Origin of the sequence: Caenimonas aquaedulcis (assembly GCF_015831345.1) — a bacterium.
Taxonomy (GTDB): Bacteria; Pseudomonadota; Gammaproteobacteria; order Burkholderiales; family Burkholderiaceae_C; genus Ramlibacter; species Ramlibacter aquaedulcis.
This window is the reverse complement of sequence record NZ_JADWYS010000001.1, coordinates 3,581,835-3,599,680: the sequence shown is the minus strand read 5'-3', so window position 1 is coordinate 3,599,680 and position 17,846 is coordinate 3,581,835. Positions and strand designations below refer to the sequence as shown.

At 68.3% G+C, this 17,846-nt stretch carries 12 protein-coding genes; 6 read left to right on the top strand and 6 right to left on the bottom strand.

What is annotated here, in order from left to right:
* Nucleotides 1–57: 57 nt before the first annotated feature.
* From I5803_RS17305 to I5803_RS17285, 5 genes are all read right to left on the bottom strand, one after another.
* Nucleotides 58–1,425, bottom strand: a complete 1,368-nt coding sequence (locus I5803_RS17305; RefSeq protein WP_196987565.1) for a glycosyltransferase family 4 protein — start codon at nt 1,423–1,425, stop codon at nt 58–60.
* Nucleotides 1,426–1,549: 124 nt separating this feature from the next.
* Nucleotides 1,550–5,353, bottom strand: coding sequence for a beta strand repeat-containing protein (locus I5803_RS17300; protein ID WP_196987564.1), 3,804 nt, complete (start codon nt 5,351–5,353; stop codon nt 1,550–1,552).
* A gap of 183 nt (nt 5,354–5,536) precedes the next feature.
* Nucleotides 5,537–6,853 (bottom strand): tetratricopeptide repeat protein, encoded by a 1,317-nt coding sequence (locus tag I5803_RS17295; protein WP_196987563.1) that lies wholly within the window; start codon nt 6,851–6,853, stop codon nt 5,537–5,539.
* A 220-nt stretch (nt 6,854–7,073) separates the two neighbouring features.
* The gene (locus I5803_RS17290) at nt 7,074–9,110 is read right to left on the bottom strand and encodes a CHASE2 domain-containing protein (RefSeq protein WP_196987562.1); all 2,037 of its coding nucleotides are present in this window, start codon (nt 9,108–9,110) and stop codon (nt 7,074–7,076) included.
* A complete protein-coding gene (locus I5803_RS17285; protein ID WP_196987561.1) occupies nt 9,107–10,549 on the bottom strand; it encodes a FecR family protein in 1,443 nt (480 codons plus the stop codon). Before I5803_RS17285 ends, I5803_RS17290 begins: the two co-directional genes overlap by 4 nt.
* 179 nt (nt 10,550–10,728) lie before the next feature.
* On the opposite strand from I5803_RS17285, the gene I5803_RS17280 reads away from it, so the two are divergent.
* The 5 genes from I5803_RS17280 to I5803_RS17260 are packed head-to-tail and all read left to right on the top strand — an operon-like array spanning nt 10,729 to nt 15,274.
* Nucleotides 10,729–11,433: a Crp/Fnr family transcriptional regulator gene (locus tag I5803_RS17280; RefSeq protein WP_196987560.1), complete on the top strand. Its 705-nt coding sequence runs from the start codon at nt 10,729–10,731 to the stop codon at nt 11,431–11,433.
* 33 nt (nt 11,434–11,466) lie between these two features.
* Complete coding sequence (locus tag I5803_RS17275) at nt 11,467–12,282, top strand: ABC transporter permease (RefSeq protein WP_196987559.1); 816 nt, start codon at nt 11,467–11,469, stop codon at nt 12,280–12,282.
* Nucleotides 12,272–13,414: a GNAT family N-acetyltransferase gene (locus I5803_RS17270; RefSeq protein ID WP_196987558.1), complete on the top strand. Its 1,143-nt coding sequence runs from the start codon at nt 12,272–12,274 to the stop codon at nt 13,412–13,414. Before I5803_RS17275 ends, I5803_RS17270 begins: the two co-directional genes overlap by 11 nt.
* Entirely contained in the window at nt 13,411–14,589 is a 1,179-nt protein-coding gene (locus tag I5803_RS17265; protein ID WP_196987557.1) for a glycosyltransferase family 4 protein, read from the top strand. Before I5803_RS17270 ends, I5803_RS17265 begins: the two co-directional genes overlap by 4 nt.
* On the top strand, nt 14,564–15,274 hold the full coding sequence (locus I5803_RS17260; RefSeq protein ID WP_196987556.1) for a PIG-L deacetylase family protein: 711 nt from the start codon (nt 14,564–14,566) through the stop codon (nt 15,272–15,274). The genes I5803_RS17265 and I5803_RS17260 overlap by 26 nt, the downstream gene beginning before the upstream one ends.
* Before the next feature lie 22 nt (nt 15,275–15,296).
* Here the strand turns inward: I5803_RS17260 and I5803_RS17255 are convergent, their stop codons facing one another.
* Nucleotides 15,297–16,607, bottom strand: a complete 1,311-nt coding sequence (locus I5803_RS17255) for an ABC transporter ATP-binding protein (RefSeq protein ID WP_196987555.1) — start codon at nt 16,605–16,607, stop codon at nt 15,297–15,299.
* A gap of 95 nt (nt 16,608–16,702) precedes the next feature.
* Between I5803_RS17255 and I5803_RS17250 the strand changes: the two genes are divergently transcribed.
* A complete protein-coding gene (locus I5803_RS17250; protein WP_196987554.1) occupies nt 16,703–17,800 on the top strand; it encodes a glycosyltransferase in 1,098 nt (365 codons plus the stop codon).
* Nucleotides 17,801–17,846: the final 46 nt, after the last annotated feature.

The window sequence follows — 17,846 nt, the reverse complement described above, 5'->3', positions numbered from 1 at the left end:
TCTGCAATTTACAAGTTGCGCGGCCATAAATCACAGCCGCGCAACGGGCGCGCCACCCTACTTCCGCTTCGCCGTCCGCTGCTGTTTCTTCGCCAGGGCCTGCTTGACGGCGGACTTCATGTCGCCGGCCGCCGGAGCGGCCTTGGCGCCCTGGGCTGCCTGCGCCCGCGCGGCCATCCATTGCTTGCTTTGGGCGATCGCCGGGCCGACGGCTTTGGCGAATCGGTCCAGGTTGCGCTGAATGTCGTGCTGCTTGGCCTCGTGGGCCACGCGCTCGGTCAGTTCCGCGAAATAGGCAGGGTCGTGCCAGATGCGCTTGATCTCCTCCAGCCAGGGGCGCACGACCTCTTCCGTGGCCGGCAGGTCGCGCTTGTCCTTCACGATGTCCGGAAACTCGAACACCACCCCGCCCTTGCCCACGAGTTCGGCAGAACCGCCCGTGTTGCTCGCAATGACGGGGATGCCGTTGATCATGGCCTCGGCGATCACGCGCGCCCCGCTCTCGTGCCACACCGAGGGCAGGAGAAGCGCCTTGGTGGCCCCGTAGACGGGCCGCATGTTGCGCTGGTGCCCGATCACTCGGACGTTAGGGAAATCCCCAGGTTCGAATTTGAGCACCTTGAGCGCGATGCCCCACCGGCCCCGGCTCTGGACAACCAGGAACTTGATCTCCGGGGCCTCCTTGGCCGCCAGCTTGGCGAGCGGCATGAAGACGTTCACGCCCTTCTCGAAACTCGGGTTGATAAAGGTGATGAATTCCGGCTTGCGCTCTTCCGCCTTCACGAGCTTGGGATCGATGAATTTGCCGATCGGATGGCACACGAGTCCGAGCCGCTCCTTGTAGAGCGCGGCAGTCGCCTCGGTATCGGTGACGATGACGGACACGTAGCGGAAGTTGTCCTTGTTCTTGTAGCCCGCATTGACGAGGTAGAACACGACGGGAATGCCCGCTTCACGGGCCTCCCGCATGATCGTCATTTCCAGCAGCAAGCCGCCCCAGAGGATGACGCAATCGGGCCGGCGCAGCTGCAGTTCCTCGCGGAACTTGCGAATGTAGATTTCCTCTTCCGCCGACGTCATGTCCGGCCGCCGCACGCCCTTCGTGCGGACGATCAGGTGTTCGACGCCGAGCACCATGGATCGCAGGATCTGCTTGTCCTTCACCGCTTCGCCGGCCCCTGCCTCGATCACGTGCTCAGCGCCCTGCTCGGAATCGAACAGGCTGGCCTGCAATGCAATCGCCCGGTAGCCACGCCCGGCCAAGCCGGAAAGTAGCGTGCGCATGGAGAGCGCCGCACCGCTGGTGATGTCGAGGATGTTCATGGGTGCCGCGAACAGGATGCTCGGGCGGTTGTCGGGCGCCGGGGGCGCCGCAGTGGCCGGGGCGTCCTGTGCGGGCGCCTCGGCAGTCGTTTTATCTGTCATGCCTTGAATTGTCGCTGAATGGCCGGCGCGAATCGCCGGCCTCTACCCATGAAAAAAGCCCCGCCACTTTCGTGGCGGGGCTTTGGGTTGTGAGCCAACCGGTCTTGCGACCGGCTTCTGGGGTTTAGACCAGGTTGGCTGCGACCAGCGCGCTGAACGCGGTAGACGTGTTGACCACGCCAACCAGGGTCACGGTGTCGACTTCGGTGTCAGCGGTGTTCTCGACCACTTCCCACACGAAGAACTGCTGCGAGGTCGCAGAAGCTGCCGTGATAAAGGTGGAGGACGAGTTCGCTGCCACGTCGATCAGGGCGTACTCACCACCGGCGTTCAGCGCGGCCTTGACGCCGGCTGCCGTGGTCAGGTCCTGACCACCAGCGATGTCGGTCAACTTGGCTGCTTCGTCGTTGAGGATCGTATCAGCCGTGTTGGTCGTGTACGTGTTGGCCGTGAAGTTCGTGACGTGAGCCACGTCGATCACGTCGGCGCCAGCGCCCGCCTTGAAGGCGAACAGGACGTCGGCGGCACCGCCAGGAGCAGCGAAGTGGTACGTGTCCACACCGGCGCCCATGAAGATGTTGTCCGAACCTTGCGTACCGGTCACGTTCGAGCCGCCTGCGCCCACTTGAACGGTCGTACCGACAACCACAGCGGACAGGTCCACCGTCATCGCACCCTTCCAGGTGGAGCCAGCAACACCGCCGAAGTCGTTCACGGTGCCCGTGACGTGGATCGAAGCCGTGCTCGCAGAGTCACCGCCAGCCAGCGTGAGGCCGCCGATGCTGCTGATGTTGCCGCCGCTGAACACCACGTCGCTGTTGGTGCCCGTCGTGATCGACGTAGCGCCAGCCGTGCCCGTGAAGTTCTCCAGCAGGACTTCCACGTCGGCATTGTTGCCGGTCGTGATGGTCACGTTGCTGGTGTCGCCGCCGAAGCCGGACACTGCGTAGGCCACCGAGCTGCTGTCGCCGACTGCGATCGACACGTCGCCGACCATGCCGCCGGAGCCGCCGCTGAAGAAGAAGCCAGCCGAGACGCTGTCGCCGCCGACAACCGTCAGGGATTCCAGCGTGCCTTCGAAGCCACCGGACACGACGATCGAGGTCGAGTCGCCGAGCGTGACCGAGACCGCGCCGATGTTGCCGCCCGTGCTGCCCGTGTCGGTAGCGAACGAGTGCAGGGACAGGCCAGCGGATGCGCCGTTACCTTCGACCGAAACGCTCACCGTACCGATGTTGCCACCGGAAGCGAACACGTCCAGGCTCATCGTCGATTGGCCGTTGATGTCCAGGACGATGTTGCCGACGTTGCCGCCGTGCGTGTAGTCGCCATTGGAACCCGCGCCGCTCGAAGACGAAGCTTCGATCTGGATGGTGCCGGAAGCGTTGTCGCCGGTGACCATCACCGTGACGTTGCCGATGTCGCCGCCGGAAGCGTTGAAGCTGCCCGACACGTTGGAGTCGTCACCCACGGAGATGGAGATGTTGCCGATGCTGCCGGCGTTCTCCAGACCGCCCGAGTAGGACAGGCTGCCAGCGCTGACGTGGACGTCGACGTCTGCACCGTTGGTGGCGCTGATCGTGATGTCGCCAATCGTGCCGCCGGAAGCTGCGAGGGCCAGGTAGCCGCTCGAATCGCCGTCCATGCTGAAGCTGACGTTGCCGATGCTGCCGCCGCCCAGGTAGTCGTCACCGTCGCCGCCGTAACGGTAGCCGGCTTGAACCGCGATGGAGCCGCTGCCGCCGTCACCGACGTAGGCGAACGTGACGTTGCCGACGTCGCCGCCGCTCACGTTGAACTGGCCAGAGAAGGTGGAGTTGTCGCCAGCGACGGACACGGAGATGTTGCCAATCGTGGAGACGTCCGCTGCACCGGAGAAGGTGCCGGCGCTGATCCAGGCGTGGCCGTGGGAGTCGTCACCGGTCATCGTGATGTTCACGTTGCCGACGCTGCCGCCCGAAGCTTCCGCAGCGATGAAACCGCTGAAGTCGTCGCCCGTGACGCTGTACGTGATGTTGCCGATATTGCCGGCAGCGTCCAGGTACTGGTCAGCGATGGAGCTGTCGCCGGTGACGGTGATGGACACGTCGCCGATGTCGCCAGCGCCGCTGGCAGCGATCCAGGAGTAGCTTTCTGCATTGGCACCGACGGTGACCGTGACCGGGCCGATGTCGCCACCGACGGTCCAGATGCCACCGGAAGAAACCACGTTGGACGCGATCGTCTTCGTGTAGGAGCCGACGTCGCCGCCGTCCACACGGATGCCGCCGTACTCGAGGTTTGCACCAGCGGTCACCGACACGGCGGATTGGTCGCCGTTCAGGTCGATCGTGCCGTTGATGTCGATGGCCTTCGTGCCGACCGTGCTCAGCGCCAGGGCGGTGGTGTTGTCGAGGTTGACGTCGGCCAGGGTGATCGCGGCAGCGGTAGCAGCCGTCGAACCCAGCTTCAGTGCCAACGAGCCCATCGTGGTCGCGCCGTAGCCGAAGTGCAGGACGTTGTCCGCATCGGCTTCGCTCGTGACGTTGATGGTGGCGACGCTGGAGGTGGCCTTCGTCAGGGTCTGGTCGGCGGAGGAGCCGGCCAGGTTGATGGTGGTCAGGCCGGTGGTGCCGGACAGGTCCACGATCGCGGCTGCGTCGAAGTCGGACGTGAGGGTTTCGACACCCGTCATCGTCGGCTTGGTCAGCGTGGCCAGCGTGAAGTTGGTGGAAACCGTGTCGGCGCCCGTGCCGCCCTTGACCACGTCGCCGGTGTTCAGCGTCGTGCCCAGAACGAACGTGTTCGTGCCGGTGGAGGCGGAAGCGTCGATCGTCGCAACAGCGGCCACGGCGCCAACAGCGCTCAGGTCGAAGTTGTTGGTGCCGGCGCCGGTGACCGTGACGTTCGCGTCGGCGGTGCCGCCCACGAGCGTGACGAAGTTGGTGCCTTCGGCGGCGATGACGACCTTCTCGACCGTGTTGCCGTCAGCGACGTTGACGGTGCTGCGGGCGGTGGTGGAGGTGCCGACGGTGTTCAGGACCACGTTGGCGGTGTCCGCTGCGCCGGAGGTGACGGAGTAGTCGACGGTCAGGTTGCCCTTGCCGGACAGGCCCATCACCGAAGCGAGCGCCGCGTTGGTGACCGTGGAGGTCTGGCCAGCCAGCGTGGAGTTGAAAGCGATGCCGGGGGTGTTCTCGACGAGCAGCGCATTGAAGGTCGCGCCGACGGTGTCTTGAATGTTGATCGACTCGACGTTCTTGACGGTGACTGCTTGCGAAGCCGTGGTGCCCAGGGCGACCAGGTTCAGGCGGTCGGTGCCGGCAGCGCCGTCAACCGAGTCACCGGCGGTGAACGTGTTGTTCGAGGCGGTTGCATCACCAAACAGGCCGTTGATGGTGTCGCTGGAGGTGGTGCCGACGACGGAGTCTTGCGACGGGGTCAGCGTGACTTCGATGCCGCTCGTGCCCAGGGTGCCGTTGTCGATGCCGGTCTTGGCAGCGGTGACGGAAGCCGGGTCGGCGGTGACGCCGTTCAGGACGAGTTGCAGGGTGTTCAGGTCGGTCTGGTCGACGGCCTTGGTCACCGAGTAGTACTCGGAAACGGCGGTCTTGTTCTCCAGGATGGCCTTGGCGGCGACGTACTGGGAAGCAGCGCCGGAACCGATGCCTTCGAGGGCCAGCAGGCCTTCGTACATGATCTCGCCCTTGGCAACGCCGGCGTTGAACTTGTCGATGACGAAGCTCAGTGCGACGGAGTCGTTCTGCAGGCCCAGGGGCGTGAGGAAGTCGGCTGCGAATTCAGCGGCCGTCTGGAAATTGGGGTGAAGGCTCTGGAAAACCGGAATGTCGTCCAGGTTGTTGGCGAGCTGCTGCAGGTTGTGGCCCAGCTGCTCATAGATGTTGACGACCTGCGCGAGGTACGTCGCACCCGGTGCTGCATTGAACATGAGAACAAGCAGTTTCTCGATCTCAGTTCGTTCGGTTGCGGTGATTGCCATTCAGATCTCCGTAAGGATGAAAGTGATTAGGCACACACTGCGCCCAATTCAGCCGAGAGTATAGACAAAGGGCAGATGAGCTCCATGTGATCGCAATCACACGCCAACGCAGGTTCCCGGGGCGTTGTTTTCTTACATCATTTCCCAGCGCAGGCCTACATAAAGACTCCGCTGGCGGCTGACAAACGCCTCGATGTTGCTGCGCTGCCAGGTGGCCTCGGCGGTGCCGACGAGGGACAGCCCGTCGCGCAGGGGCCAGCTGGCATCGAGCTGCAGCGCGTGCCGCAGGGTCTGCCGCGGGAAATTCCCCAGCTGCACGTTATAGACAGCCGAATCGGACTGACGCGTGGACGACCACATCACGCCTGCCTGCCCCCGCTCGAACAGGGGCCGCTCCCACTGGACGCGCACCTCGCTGCGCCTGTAGGTGCCGCCCGCCCGCGCCTCGTCGAAAGGCCGGTCGGCGCCGAGCCGCAACTCCATGTTGACGAAGGACGATGGGGCGCCGGGCTGGTCGCCGCTGGCGGCAGGCCTGCAGGAAACGCCTGCCAGGGCGCCGCTGTACAAGCCGCTGATCGCAGGCGACGAAGGGTAGCGCCGCCGCTCGAATTCGACACCGAACGCGGGACGGCAACCCGCGACCGGGTCCAGCATGCCGGTGGATTGCTCCCGGGCGATCGGGGCCAATTGCCTCAGCAGGCTTGCGCGATAGGCCTGCAGCAGACTGGCCCCTCCGAATTGGAGGTAGCTTCCCGCGACGCGCGCCACCCACTGCCGGGGCGCCGCAGGGGCCTGCAGCCAGGCCGCCGCGACGTCAGCCTGCTGGTAGCTCGTCGCGCGGTCCGCCGTCTGGCGCGCCCTCACTTCGCCCTGCACGACCCAGAGCGATTCCCGATTGATGCGCAAGCCCTGCCATTGGGCGGACGCCAGGACGGCGCCCCCGCGCTTCGGGCGCGACGATGCGTCCAGAGGGAGGGTGTACTGCTGCTGCTCGATCGTGAGCGTGATTTCCGATGCGGCGGGTGCGTTGTTCAGGTTGCTGTCGCCGCCGGCAAGGCTGGCCAGGCGCCAACGGCCGTGCCAGCCGCCGGAGGCGAGGTCCTGCGCCTGGGCCGCCGACGCGATGGCCGTCAGCTGCGAGTCGATGGCGGTGCGGATCGGCCCGGCCACATCCGCGCGGCCGCGCAGCGCCTCGAGCATCGCGATGGCGGACGCGCGGTCACCCTGGAGCGCGAGCGCCTGCGCCAGATCGAGCTGGGCGCCGGGCAGGTCCGGGTTGACCATCAACGCGCGTTCCAGCGGCTCGACGGCCTCCACCGGCCGCCCCAGGGCCATCAGGACTGCGCCTCGCCATGCATGGAACGACGCATCTCCCAGGCAGGCCTTCTCGATGGACAGGGCCAGGAGACGTTCGGAGAGGGCCTGCAACTCGCCGGGTTGCGTTGGCAAGGGATAAACGGGTTGGGCGGGGCAGGCAGCCGCGGCCGGCGCGGCTGGCTCCTGTCCCCATGCCAGCGGGGCGATGGTGCACGCAGCCCATACCGCCCGGCGGATCAGTTTGGCAACAGCCGGGCGAGAAGATGAATCGACAGCCACAAGGGAACGGGAGCACGGTGGGCCGTGCTTTTAATGGACCGAATGCAAACCGCGGACTCAGGCGTCCGCGTGCTCAAGCTGCAAGATGGCCCTGCTGCTGGAGATAGCGCAGCGACTGCTGCTCTGCATCGCCGCCGGGTTGCATCAAGGTGCGCAGTGTAAATACCTTGGTGCTGTGACGCAACCCGGGAAGAAGGAAACTGCCCAGTGGCTTGAGCGCCAGGTCGCTGCGTTCGAAGGGCACGCCGATGCGCTCGGCGGCTTGCGGCCCGACGAGCACGGGGTAAGCGAGTTCGGCTGTCATGTCCTGCAGGCGGATCGCGATGGTGATGGTCTGGCCCAGCACCGCATGGACTCGGCGCCCTGCGGGGCCGAAGCTTCCCAGCAGCGCCGTGCCGCTTTCGACGCCCACGCCCAGGCCGAGGGGCTCGAGGCCCTGCGGGGGAACATTGGGCAGCTCCTCGCTGCATCGCTGCCAGATTTCGCGCGCGGCGGACAGCGCGTGCATCGGGTGGTCCACGCACGGCTGCGATCCGTTGAACACCGCGATCAGGCTGTCGCCCACCATTTCCTCGACGGCGCCGCCGTGGGCCTGCACGATCGCGCTGGCCGTGGTGTAGAAGCGATGCAGCACGCGCGCGGCATCTTCGGGACTGCGCGCCTCGCAATAGGCGGAGAAATTACGCACGTCGGCGACGACGACGGTCAGGTCGCGGCGGTCGGCCTCGATTTCACCCGTGGGTTCGGCCAGCGCGATGCGCTCCGCCACGGCGGCCGGCAGGTAGCTGGACAGGTTGCGGAACAGCAGGCCCTTTTCGGCCAGGCTGCGCGCATGTTCGGCGAAGCCCAGGCACAGGCCCACCAGCACGATCGCCAGGCTGGCATGCGCCCAGCCCAGCCACCACCCCGCGCCCAGGAGCGCCGCGGCATGGAGGATGAAACCGAGGACACCCAAGCCGACCGCGGCAAGCGGCACCCAGAGCACCCGAACCCCGGGGCGCCGGCGCTGGGGATCCGTGGCGGGCAGCGAACGGGTCGCGCTCAGGGCCAGCAGCACGAGCAGTCCCACGACGAACCAGCCACTCTCGATCCAGTGCACGGCGCGCGGCGTGGCGGGCACGGCGCCATCGAGCAGCCCGGAGAGCAGCTGGGCATGGACTTCCACGCCGCTCACCGCGCCTCCGAGCGCGGTCGGAACCGTGTCGCCCAGCCCGAACGCCGAGGCACCGACCAGCGCCCAGGCGCCGCGCAGCGGGTTGGTGGCGCCGAGCTTGCCCTCGAGGACGTCCGCAGCGGACACCGACACGATGGCATTGCGCGCCTTGCGGTAAGGCACCCGCAAGTCGCCGTTCGCATCCAGCGGAGCCTTGATGTCCGGCATGGCGGACATGGTGAGGGTCCAGGCGGGATCCCAGGGACGGGTGCCCGGCTCGATGCGCATCGGCACCTTCCCGGACGTGTCGAAAGCCGCCAGGCCGGCGAGCGCCAGCGCGGGGTAGTTGCGCTGGCCGTAGCAGACCAGCGCCGGAACCCTGCGCACGCTGCCGTCCGGGTCAAGCCGCGGCGTGATGTGCCCGGCGCGGGTGCCCAGGCCCGCCACATTGGCGACGAAGCCCGTGGCCGGCGACGCGGACGGCATGCAGGCATCGCCCGGAAGCGCACCCGCCAGTTCGCCCACCGTCTGCCGGCTTTCCCGGTTCAGCGAAAAGACCTGCGCCAGGACCGCCGGGCTGGTGCTGTCGGACGCGGCAATCGCGGCGGCCAGTTCGTCGGTGCCCTGTCGCGCATCGGGAAAGACGATGTCGTAGAGCTGCAGCGTCGCGCCCTGCTCGCGCAGCGCCGTCACCAGGCGCGCCTGCGTCTGGCGGGACCACGGCCATGCGCCGATGCGCTGGAGGCTCGCGTCGTCGATGTCCACGACGACCACGCGCCGTTCCTGCTGCGTATCGCCGCTCAACTGCCAGATCAGGTCCGTGGCGCGCTCGTCTGCCTGGTGCAGCGGCACAGGCGCGAGCAATGCGATCGCCAGCCAGCCGATCACCGCGATGGCGACCGCCAGCATGCGGGTGCGCCAGGGATGCAGCAGGGATCGACCGAGGCCGCGGATCATGGACGCGACCAGAGGGTGATGCCCGACAGCGTGCCGAGGTTGATCGTCTTCTGGAACAGGTACCCGGCGGACTTGCCGTCGAGCGCGGTCGCGCCTGAGATGGACTGGCCGGACACGCTGCGGTCGGCGAACGTTCCGTCCGTGCCCACCGAGCCCGCGCCGCTGAGCGTCACCGCCCCGGTCAGCGCGTTGATGACGCTCAGCTGCGTCGTGAAGCGCCGGGCCGCGAAGTCGATGGAGAGCTGGCCGCCCTGCACGGTGGCGGCGCTGATCACGCCGGCCTTGCTGTATTGCGCTTGCGCGCCCTCGAGCGCGAAGTTGTAGGCACCCAGCCCGGGCGCCAGCACGCTGGCCCCGGTTTCCGTCCGGTACAGCAAATATTGCGTATTGCCCAGGACGAACTTGCGCCCGGACTGCGCCTGGTCCTTGTAGGCCGAGATGTCGCCCTCGCCCGCCGGCTGAACGGCCCAGCGACCCCATGCCAGTTGCGCCGGCGGCACCGGTGCGGGCGGCGGCGGGGGCGGAGGAGGCGGGGGCGGTGGGACCGGCGGCGTCACATCGGGGGCCGGCGCCGGCCCGGGACCGGGCGGAGGCGCCGGAGGCGTCACGCTCGCGCCGGCATCGATCGCCGTGTTCACCGCGCCTTCGACCAATGCGGCAGTCGCCAGGTCATCGCCTTCGCGATGCGGGATGGCTGTGGCCGCAGCCATCGGAACGTTCTGGCGGCCCGGTGCGACGGCGGCGGGATCGGACGCCGACGCGAAGGTCGTGCCGTTCAGGGGTTTGATCTCCGGGTGCGCGGTCTGCGCCTGGAATTCCACGAAGAGCCGCCCCATGTCGGCCGCGAGCAGTCGCGCGGACGAGGAGCCGCAGGGCCCGAGCGCCTGCGCCTGGCACCCCTCGTCGAAAGGAGCCATCACGATCGCGCCCTGGCTCACCGACGCCGTCGTGCCGTCCAGCCCGCTGCGCACCACGAAATCCGTCCCGCGAACGCCGATGGCCACCAGCGGGGTGTTCAGCCGGAAACGATCCTTCGCGCCTTCGGCCGCAGCCCCGGAAATCGCGCGCGCGACGCCGTATTCCAGCTTGAAGCGAACCACCGACTGCGCCACGTGCTGCGCATCATATTTGTAGTCTTCGATCCACAGGCGGCTGCCCGGGCGCACGCTCACCAGCGCGCCATCGACGAAACGCACGTGGATATGGCCGCCATCTGCGGTATCGAGCCGGTCCCCCGGCATGATCCGGCTGCCTCGCTGGACGGCCTCGGGGACACCTTGGGCCGACGTCTTCATGACGGGGCCGACGCTCATCGTGACTTCGCCCACGGGCCGCTGGCCGGCCGAGGCGCTGTCGGCACGGGCGGCGCCTGTCGACAAACCGGCGACGGCGCAGGCAACTGCCGAGAAGAGGACGCGCGTGCGGTCGATGGGGGTCATGGGCGAAGTCCGAAAGCTGTCACAGATTGTCAGAATGAGGCAAATTTACCAAGGCAGAGCCGCCGGCGCTGTGAGCAGGGTCACATTTCCCGCCGGCCGCCCCGTAATGCGGCGCGCCCTGCTTATGATGGCCCACTTTTGGCCCCGCCACCGTCCGCCAGCTTGCCGACTTCCCATCCATGCCCGTTCCCCAGCTCGTCCTGAACCAGCTGCCATTGCTGGCCGGTCTGCCTCAGGTCACGCTGGCGCACCTGGCCCAGCAGTGCTCGGAGCGTGCTTTCGCCAAGCGGGAAGTGGTGTTGCAAAAAGGCAGCGAAGGGGGCGCCCTCTGTTTCCTGATCGAAGGCCGCCTCCAAGGCGTCGATTTTACCGTCGACGGGCGGGAAGTTGGCCTTTACTTCGTCAATCCCGGCGACTATTTCGGCGATATCGCGGTCATCGACGGTGAAACGCAGCCGGTCTACGTGACCGCAGTCTCCAGGTCGCGGGTCGTCTTCGTTCCGCGCGACCTGATCCGGCCCATCCTGTTCGCGCACGCCAAGTTGGCCGAAGTGCTGTGCACCAGCCTGTCGCAGCGGGTGCGGCAGCTGTCCGGCCAGCGCCGCATCCTGGGCATGGTCAACCCGGTCCAGCGGGTGTGCGCCCAGCTCGAACTGATGATGGTCGTCGCGCCCGACAGCGCCTGGGTGCGCAACGCTCCCACCCACCAGGAGCTGGCCATCATGATCAATGCCAGCCGTGAGACGGTGACCCGCGTCTTCCAGCTGCTCCAGAGCCGCGGCGTCGTCGAGCGCAGCGGCAACGACCTGCGCGTGGACAACACGGATTTCATCCGGGACGTGGCTTCGGGCCGCAAGCCCGCCGACGGACCTGCGGCCGCCTGAGGGCGCGCGCGGGGCGAAGGCACAATCCACGCGATGCTGACCCGACTGCTGCACCGCGGCCACCCGCTCTTTCTTGCACGCCACCGCTACCTCGTCGCGCAGCTGGTGCGCCGCGACATCATGTCCCGCTACCAGGGCTCGGTCCTGGGGATCGGCTGGAGCCTGCTCTCGCCCTTGCTGATCCTCGCCGCCTATACCTTCGTGTTCCGCAGCGTGTTCAAGGCCCGGTGGCCGGGCGGAAGCGACTCCACCAGCGAATTCGTGCTGCAGCTGTTCGCCGGCCTCCTCATTTTCAATTTGTTCGCCGACCTGCTGGGACGCGCGCCGCGCGTCGTGCTGGACCAGCCGAACCTGGTCAAGCGCGTCGTCTTCCCGCTGGAAGTGCTCTCCTGGGTCGCGGTCGGCGCGGCGATGTTCCAGGCGGTACTCGCGCTGGCCATCCTGCTCGGCGCCGCGGTGGGGTTCGGCACTCATCTCACGGCTTGGATCCTCGCCGCGCCGCTGGTGCTCGCCAGCATGGTCCCTTTCCTGCTCGGCACGGCGTGGCTGCTTTCCAGCGTCGGCGTGTTCCTGAGGGACATCACGCACGCGATCGGACCGGCGGTGAGCATGCTGCTCTTCGCATCGCCGGTGCTCTACCCGGTACAGGCGCTGCCGCCCTTCTTCGCCCGGATCCTCTGGCTCAATCCACTGACGGTGCCGATCGAAAGCCTGCGCCGCATCGTGCTGCACGGCACCGCGCCGGACTGGCAGGCGCTGGGCGCCTACACGGCGATCGGCCTCGTGTTCGCCTTTCTCGCCTACCGGCTCTTCGAGCGGCTGCGTCCCGCCTTCGCCGATGAAATCTGAAGGCGCCGGCGACATCGTCTCCGCGCTGGACGAGCGCACCCGGTCGCTTCATCCCGGCGACCCCGCCGACCTCGAAGCACTCGCCGCGAGCGACCGCTTCGGCGCGGACGCCTTCGCCAGTCTCGCGGCCCGCTTCGGTGCCGCCAAGGCGCCCGGCGGCTGGACACTGGAGCGCACACCGCGCTGGCGGCCCGGCTGGCTGCACCGGGACAACGAGCAGCCCTTCTTCGACCTGTTCGAATCCGCCTTCGGCTATCGCATCGATCCGCGCCTGTGGGCCTGGAAGTACCGCGACACCACCGTGCCGGGCATGGGCGCGTGGAAGGACGGCCGCCTCATCGCGTTCTTCGGCGCGATGCCCCGGCCGGTGCTCCTGTTCGGCAAGCCCGAGTCCTGCGTGCAGATCTGCGACGTGATGGTCCACCCCGCCGAGCGCGGCGTGATGACCCGTTCGGGCGCGCTGCTGATGGCGGCTGCCAGCTACATCGAACGCAGCGTGGGTTATGGCCGCCCGCATCTCTTCGGCTTTGGATTCCCGACGTCCAAACACCTGCTGCTCGCGCAGAAGCTGGGCCTGTACGAACAGGTCGACACGATCAGCGAGCTCGCCTGGCCCGCCGGCGCGAGCTGGGGATCGCGCATGTTGCGCGTGCGAAGCGTCCACGCGAAGGACGCCGGCGCCATCGACAGGCTCTGGAAGGCGATGGCGCAGGACTTCCGGGGCAGCGTGATCGGCGTGCGCGATGCCGCCTTCGTGAGGGAAAGGTTCCAGCAGCACCCCACGGTCGACTACGACTGCCTGCTGGTTCGCAAGGGACTTACGGGCACACCGCTGGGCATCGCCGTCCTTCGCCTCGTGGACGCGCACCTCGCGGAGCTGGTCGACGTGATCGGCCCGCGCCGCAACTTCGGCTCGCTCGTCAGCGCGGCGCGCGCCTGGGCGCAGGAGCGCGGCGCCGCCAGACTGCGCGCGTGGGTGACGACCAGCCATGCGAGCCTGCTCTCGGACGGCGCAGCGAGCGTCACCGGGCTGGACCTCGCGGTTCCCGCGAACGTGTGGACGGCGGGCCCCTCCCCCGATCAATTGCGGGGCCACTGGTGGTTGATGGCCGGGGACACCGACTTCCGATGAATCCGCGTGTGCTCATGGTCACGCGCGAAACCGCCGAGGACCGAAAGTACGGCCTGGGCCGCAGCCTCGCGCCCTTGCTCGAACCGATGCGGGCCTGCGGAGTGGACGTGCGCTATTTCTGCCAGGAGGACCTTCCCGCCACCCTGCTCGACAAGCGCCGGGAGCGGTCCGCATGGATGGCGGGCCTGCCGGGGCTGCGGGACCATCCCTTGCGGCAGAACCTCGCCAATGCCTGGCAGGAACGCCTGCAGGTGGGCGCCGAAGCCGCGCGCATCGCCATCGCGCAAGGCTACACCCACGTACACGCGCACGACCCCTGGATCGCCTGCGGCGCCGCGTGGGGCCTGCTCGCAGGCGGCGGCCGCGGCGTGCGCTGGGGGTTCACGCAGCACGGCTTCGGCAGCTACAGCCAGGCGACGCACGAGGACGGCTTGACCCAGGGCCCGCGCACGATGGCATGGATGCGGCGCATCGAGCGCTGGATCGCCAATCGCGCGGCATGGGTGCTGGCGCCGACGGCTGCGTCGCTGGCCCAGCTCGCGCGCGAACTCGGCCTGCCCGCGCCGTCCGCGCACTGGCACCACGTCCCGCATCCCCGTCCGCCCCTGCAAGTGGCGAGCGAGGCGCAGCGGCACGAAGCGCGCGCGGCGCTGGGCTACGCCGAGGAGGACATCTCCGTGCTCGCAGTGGGACGGCTCGCACCGCTCAAATGCTTCGATCGCATCGTCCGCGCCTGCGCGGCGCAGCGCGATGGGCGCGTGCGGCTGCTCGTGCTCGGCGCCGGCGACAGCAGCGGGTTGACCGCGCTCGCGCGCGAGCTCGGCTTCGACCGGCTCGATATCCAGTCGACGCAGGACGTGGCCCCGTACTACCATGCGGCCGACATCTACATGAGCGCGTCGAGCACCGAATCCTTCGGCATGGCGAACCTGGAAGCGCTGTGCGCGGGCCTGCCGGCCATCTGCAGCCCCGTGGGCGGCGTGCCCGAAGTCATGGGCGACGGCGCGTGGCTCGTGCCCAACGATGCCGACTCGCTGGAAGGCGCGCTGGCCGCGTTGTGCGCGGATCCGGCATTGCGCCGGGCCTGGTCCGAGCGGGCGATCGAACGTGCATCCGGCTGGCCCGGCCCCGTGGAGGTGGCGCAACGCTATGTGGCAATTTATCAAGCAGCTTAGGCGCGGGCCCTCCGGCGCGAACGCCCTGCCGGAGGTCCTGGACCTTTCGCGCGTGCGGCGTGTGCTCGTGATCGCGCCGCATCCGGACGACGAAACGCTGGGATGCGGCGGCACGCTCGCGCGCCTCGCGGCCGACTGCGACATCCACGTGCTGCTCGTCACCGACGGCGACGGCGGCGGCGGGCTGCCGCCCGGCACGAGCGAAGCGCGCAAGACGGAGATGGAGAACGCGGTGCGCACGCTCGGCATCGCCAACGAATTGATCTGCTTCGATGCGCCCGATGGCCGCTTCGAGGACACGCCGGCTTTCCGCGGCATGCTCGGCGCGCTCGTGGAACGGGTGAAGCCCGACTGGGTGTTCCTGCCGTGGATCGGCGACACGCACACCGACCACGCGCGCATCTCGGCGAGCGCGACGCAGCTGTTGAAACACACGCAGGTGCAGTCGCTGCTGTATTACGAAACCTGGACGCCCGTGCCCGCCACGCACGTGGTGGACATCACGCAGACGCTCGACACCAAGAAAGCCGCGCTGCTGTGCCACGAAACCGCGCTCAGGTATGGCAACTACCTGGATGCCGTGATGGGCCTCAATGCGTATCGGGCGCTGTACCTGCCCCCCGGCGAGCGCAAATGGGCGGAGGCTTTCGCCGTCACGCCGCCGCGGCCCAACCGGTTCGATTGAGGGGAAGTCCCGGCGCGACCGGTCAGCGCGAGGTGTCGCTCGCGTGGCCGGGCGTTTTCTCCCAGCGATGCGGCAGGTCCACCAGACCGGGTTCGGGCCGCGGATCCGCGACGGTGAGCAAGGCGATGCGCGGCGACTCGGTATAGAGGTGCAGCGCGTTCTCGTTGCCCAGGTACGCACCGATGTGATAGTCGCCCTTGCGCAGCGGCGGCGCGTCGAATTCGATGGCGGCGGTGCCGCGGCCCTGCGCATCCCGGTCTAGCACGACACCGTCGGTGCGCGACACCACGCTGCTGAGGATCATCGTGTTGGCCAGCTCGAAGGTCATGCCGGCGGTCGGCGGCGGAAGCGCGGGATCCGAATCGAACTCGATGCTCACGCGCAGCCTGCCCCGGCCGCCGGTCATGTGCAGGTGCCTGCCTTCGACGCCGTCGAGCGACGCGATCACGCGCGTGATCCGCGCATGGCCGGGCGTCGCGGTGGCTTCCGGCGCGGCTTCGGCCTGGGTGTCGGCCGCGGGCGGCGGCTCCACCGGGATGGCGGCGCCGGAACCGGTCGAGGCCTGCGCACCCGCGCCCGAGGGGCCCGCGAGGAAGAGCGTGTAGTCGCGGATCACCGCATGGGGCTCGCCCACGGCCATCATCCGGCCCTGGTCCAGCCACATCACGCGATCGCAGAAGGCCTCGACCTGGTAGAGCGCATGCGAGCAGAACAGGATGGTCGTGCCGCGCTCCTTCATGGCGAGGATGCGGTCGAAGGACTTGCGCGCGAAGCCGCCGTCGCCCACGGAGAGGGCCTCGTCCACCACCAGGATGTCCGGCTCCACGCTGGTCGCAAGGGAAAAGGCGAGCCGCACGAACATGCCGCTCGAATAGGTCTTGACCGGCTGGTCGATGAAGTGCCCGATGCCGGAGAACTCGATGATCGACTCCATCCGGTCCTGCAGCTGCTGCCGGTTCAGCCCCATCAGCGGCCCGTTGAGCAGGATGTTCTCGCGCCCGGAGAAGTCGGCATTGAAGCCCGCGCCGAGTTCCAGCAGCGCGGCGATGCGTCCATCGACGCTCACCGAGCCGGTGGTGGGTGTGAGCGTGCCGCACAGCAGTTGCAGCAGGGTGGACTTGCCCGCGCCGTTGGCCCCGACCACGCCCAGCGACTCGCCGCGGGCGACCTGCAGCGACACGTCGCGCAGCGCCCAGAAGGGCTCGCCCGACGATTCGCGGCCCCAGAGCGCCGCCCGCAGGCGCTGCATGGACGAGGAACGGGGGCGGTAGGCCTTGCCCAGGCCACGGGCGTCGATGGCCGGCGGCGCGGTCACTGTGGAGGGGGCATTCATGGGTGGAGCGGCGAGTCTAGCGGAACGGGTGCCCGCTATCATGACGGCTTTGCTTCGCCCGCCAGGCGAAGCGCCGTCCGAGGTCCCCCAACTCCGTGGAATCCGCTTCCCCCACCGCCGCGCCCGCTTCCGCATCCGAGAGCCCGCTCGTGTCGGTCCTGGTGCGCAGCATCGACCGGCCGATGCTGGACGAAGCCCTGGCGTCCATCGCCCTGCAGACCTGGCCCCGCATCGAAGTCGTCGTCGTCGCGGCGCGCCCGGGCCATCGCGAACTGCCGGCGCGTTGCGGCCCGTTCGACTTGCGCCTCGTCCCGGCCGACGCGCCGCTCCAGCGCAGCGCCGCCGCCAACCGGGCTCTGGACCATGCGCGCGGCGACTACCTTCTCTTCCTGGACGATGACGACTGGCTCATGCCGGGCCACATCGCGCGCCTGGCGGACGTGCTGCGCAAGCAGCCGAAAGCGCGCGTGGCCTACACGGGCGTGGCGCTGGTCAACGCCGCGGGCGAGCCGATGGGGCAGGCCATGGACCTGCCCTTCGACGGCGTGCGGCAACTGGCAGGCAACATCACGCCGATCCATGCCGTCCTGTTCGAACGCGCCCTGTGCCAGGGGCCGGCAAGTGCCCGCTTCGACGAGCAGGTCGATCACTACGAGGACTGGGATTTCTGGCTGCAGCTCGCGCGCCGCTCGACCTTCGTGCACCTGCCGGGCGTGAGCGCGTTCTATCGCGTCCACGACAGCTCGGGCGTGCATGCGGATTCGGGTCCGCAAAGCGCGGCCGCCGCGACGATCTTCGACAAGTGGCAGGGTTATTGGACGAAGGAGCAGCGCGGACGCCTCATGGAGCGCGCCTGGGCCGCAGACGACCTGCAGCGCACGCTGGCCGCCGCGCAAGCCGCCGTGGCCGACCTGCAGCGCGTGACGGCCGACCAGCACACGATCCTCGCCCGTCAGTCGACGACGCTCGCCGAACAGCAAGCCACCATCGCGCGGCAACAGGGAGCCATCGACCACCAGCTGGCCACACTGCATGAACAGGCCTGGCAGGCGTCGCGCCTGCTCGCCCAGTCGGAAACCCAGGCCGCGGAGCTCGCCCGGCGCGATGCACAGGTCGCGGACCTGCTGGGCAGCACGAGCTGGAAGATCACGGCGCCGCTGCGCCGCCTCTCGGGCGCGCTGAAACGCCGCTGACCGTCCCCAACAGAAGAACCGCCCGCACCTGTGCGAGGCGCCAGAA

Excerpts from the sequence above, each read along its gene's own strand:
- I5803_RS17275 (WP_196987559.1), top strand. The coding sequence starts at position 11,467 with ATGCTGACCCGACTGCTGCACCGCGGCCACCCGCTCTTTCTTGCACGC.
- I5803_RS17285 (WP_196987561.1), bottom strand. The coding sequence starts at position 10,549 with ATGACCCCCATCGACCGCACGCGCGTCCTCTTCTCGGCAGTTGCCTGC.
- I5803_RS17290 (WP_196987562.1), bottom strand. The coding sequence starts at position 9,110 with ATGATCCGCGGCCTCGGTCGATCCCTGCTGCATCCCTGGCGCACCCGC.
- I5803_RS17280 (WP_196987560.1), top strand. The coding sequence starts at position 10,729 with ATGCCCGTTCCCCAGCTCGTCCTGAACCAGCTGCCATTGCTGGCCGGT.
- I5803_RS17270 (WP_196987558.1), top strand. The coding sequence starts at position 12,272 with ATGAAATCTGAAGGCGCCGGCGACATCGTCTCCGCGCTGGACGAGCGC.
- I5803_RS17255 (WP_196987555.1), bottom strand. The coding sequence starts at position 16,607 with ATGAATGCCCCCTCCACAGTGACCGCGCCGCCGGCCATCGACGCCCGT.
- I5803_RS17305 (WP_196987565.1), bottom strand. The coding sequence starts at position 1,425 with ATGACAGATAAAACGACTGCCGAGGCGCCCGCACAGGACGCCCCGGCC.
- I5803_RS17265 (WP_196987557.1), top strand. The coding sequence starts at position 13,411 with ATGAATCCGCGTGTGCTCATGGTCACGCGCGAAACCGCCGAGGACCGA.
- I5803_RS17260 (WP_196987556.1), top strand. The coding sequence starts at position 14,564 with ATGTGGCAATTTATCAAGCAGCTTAGGCGCGGGCCCTCCGGCGCGAAC.
- I5803_RS17300 (WP_196987564.1), bottom strand. The coding sequence starts at position 5,353 with ATGTTCAATGCAGCACCGGGTGCGACGTACCTCGCGCAGGTCGTCAAC.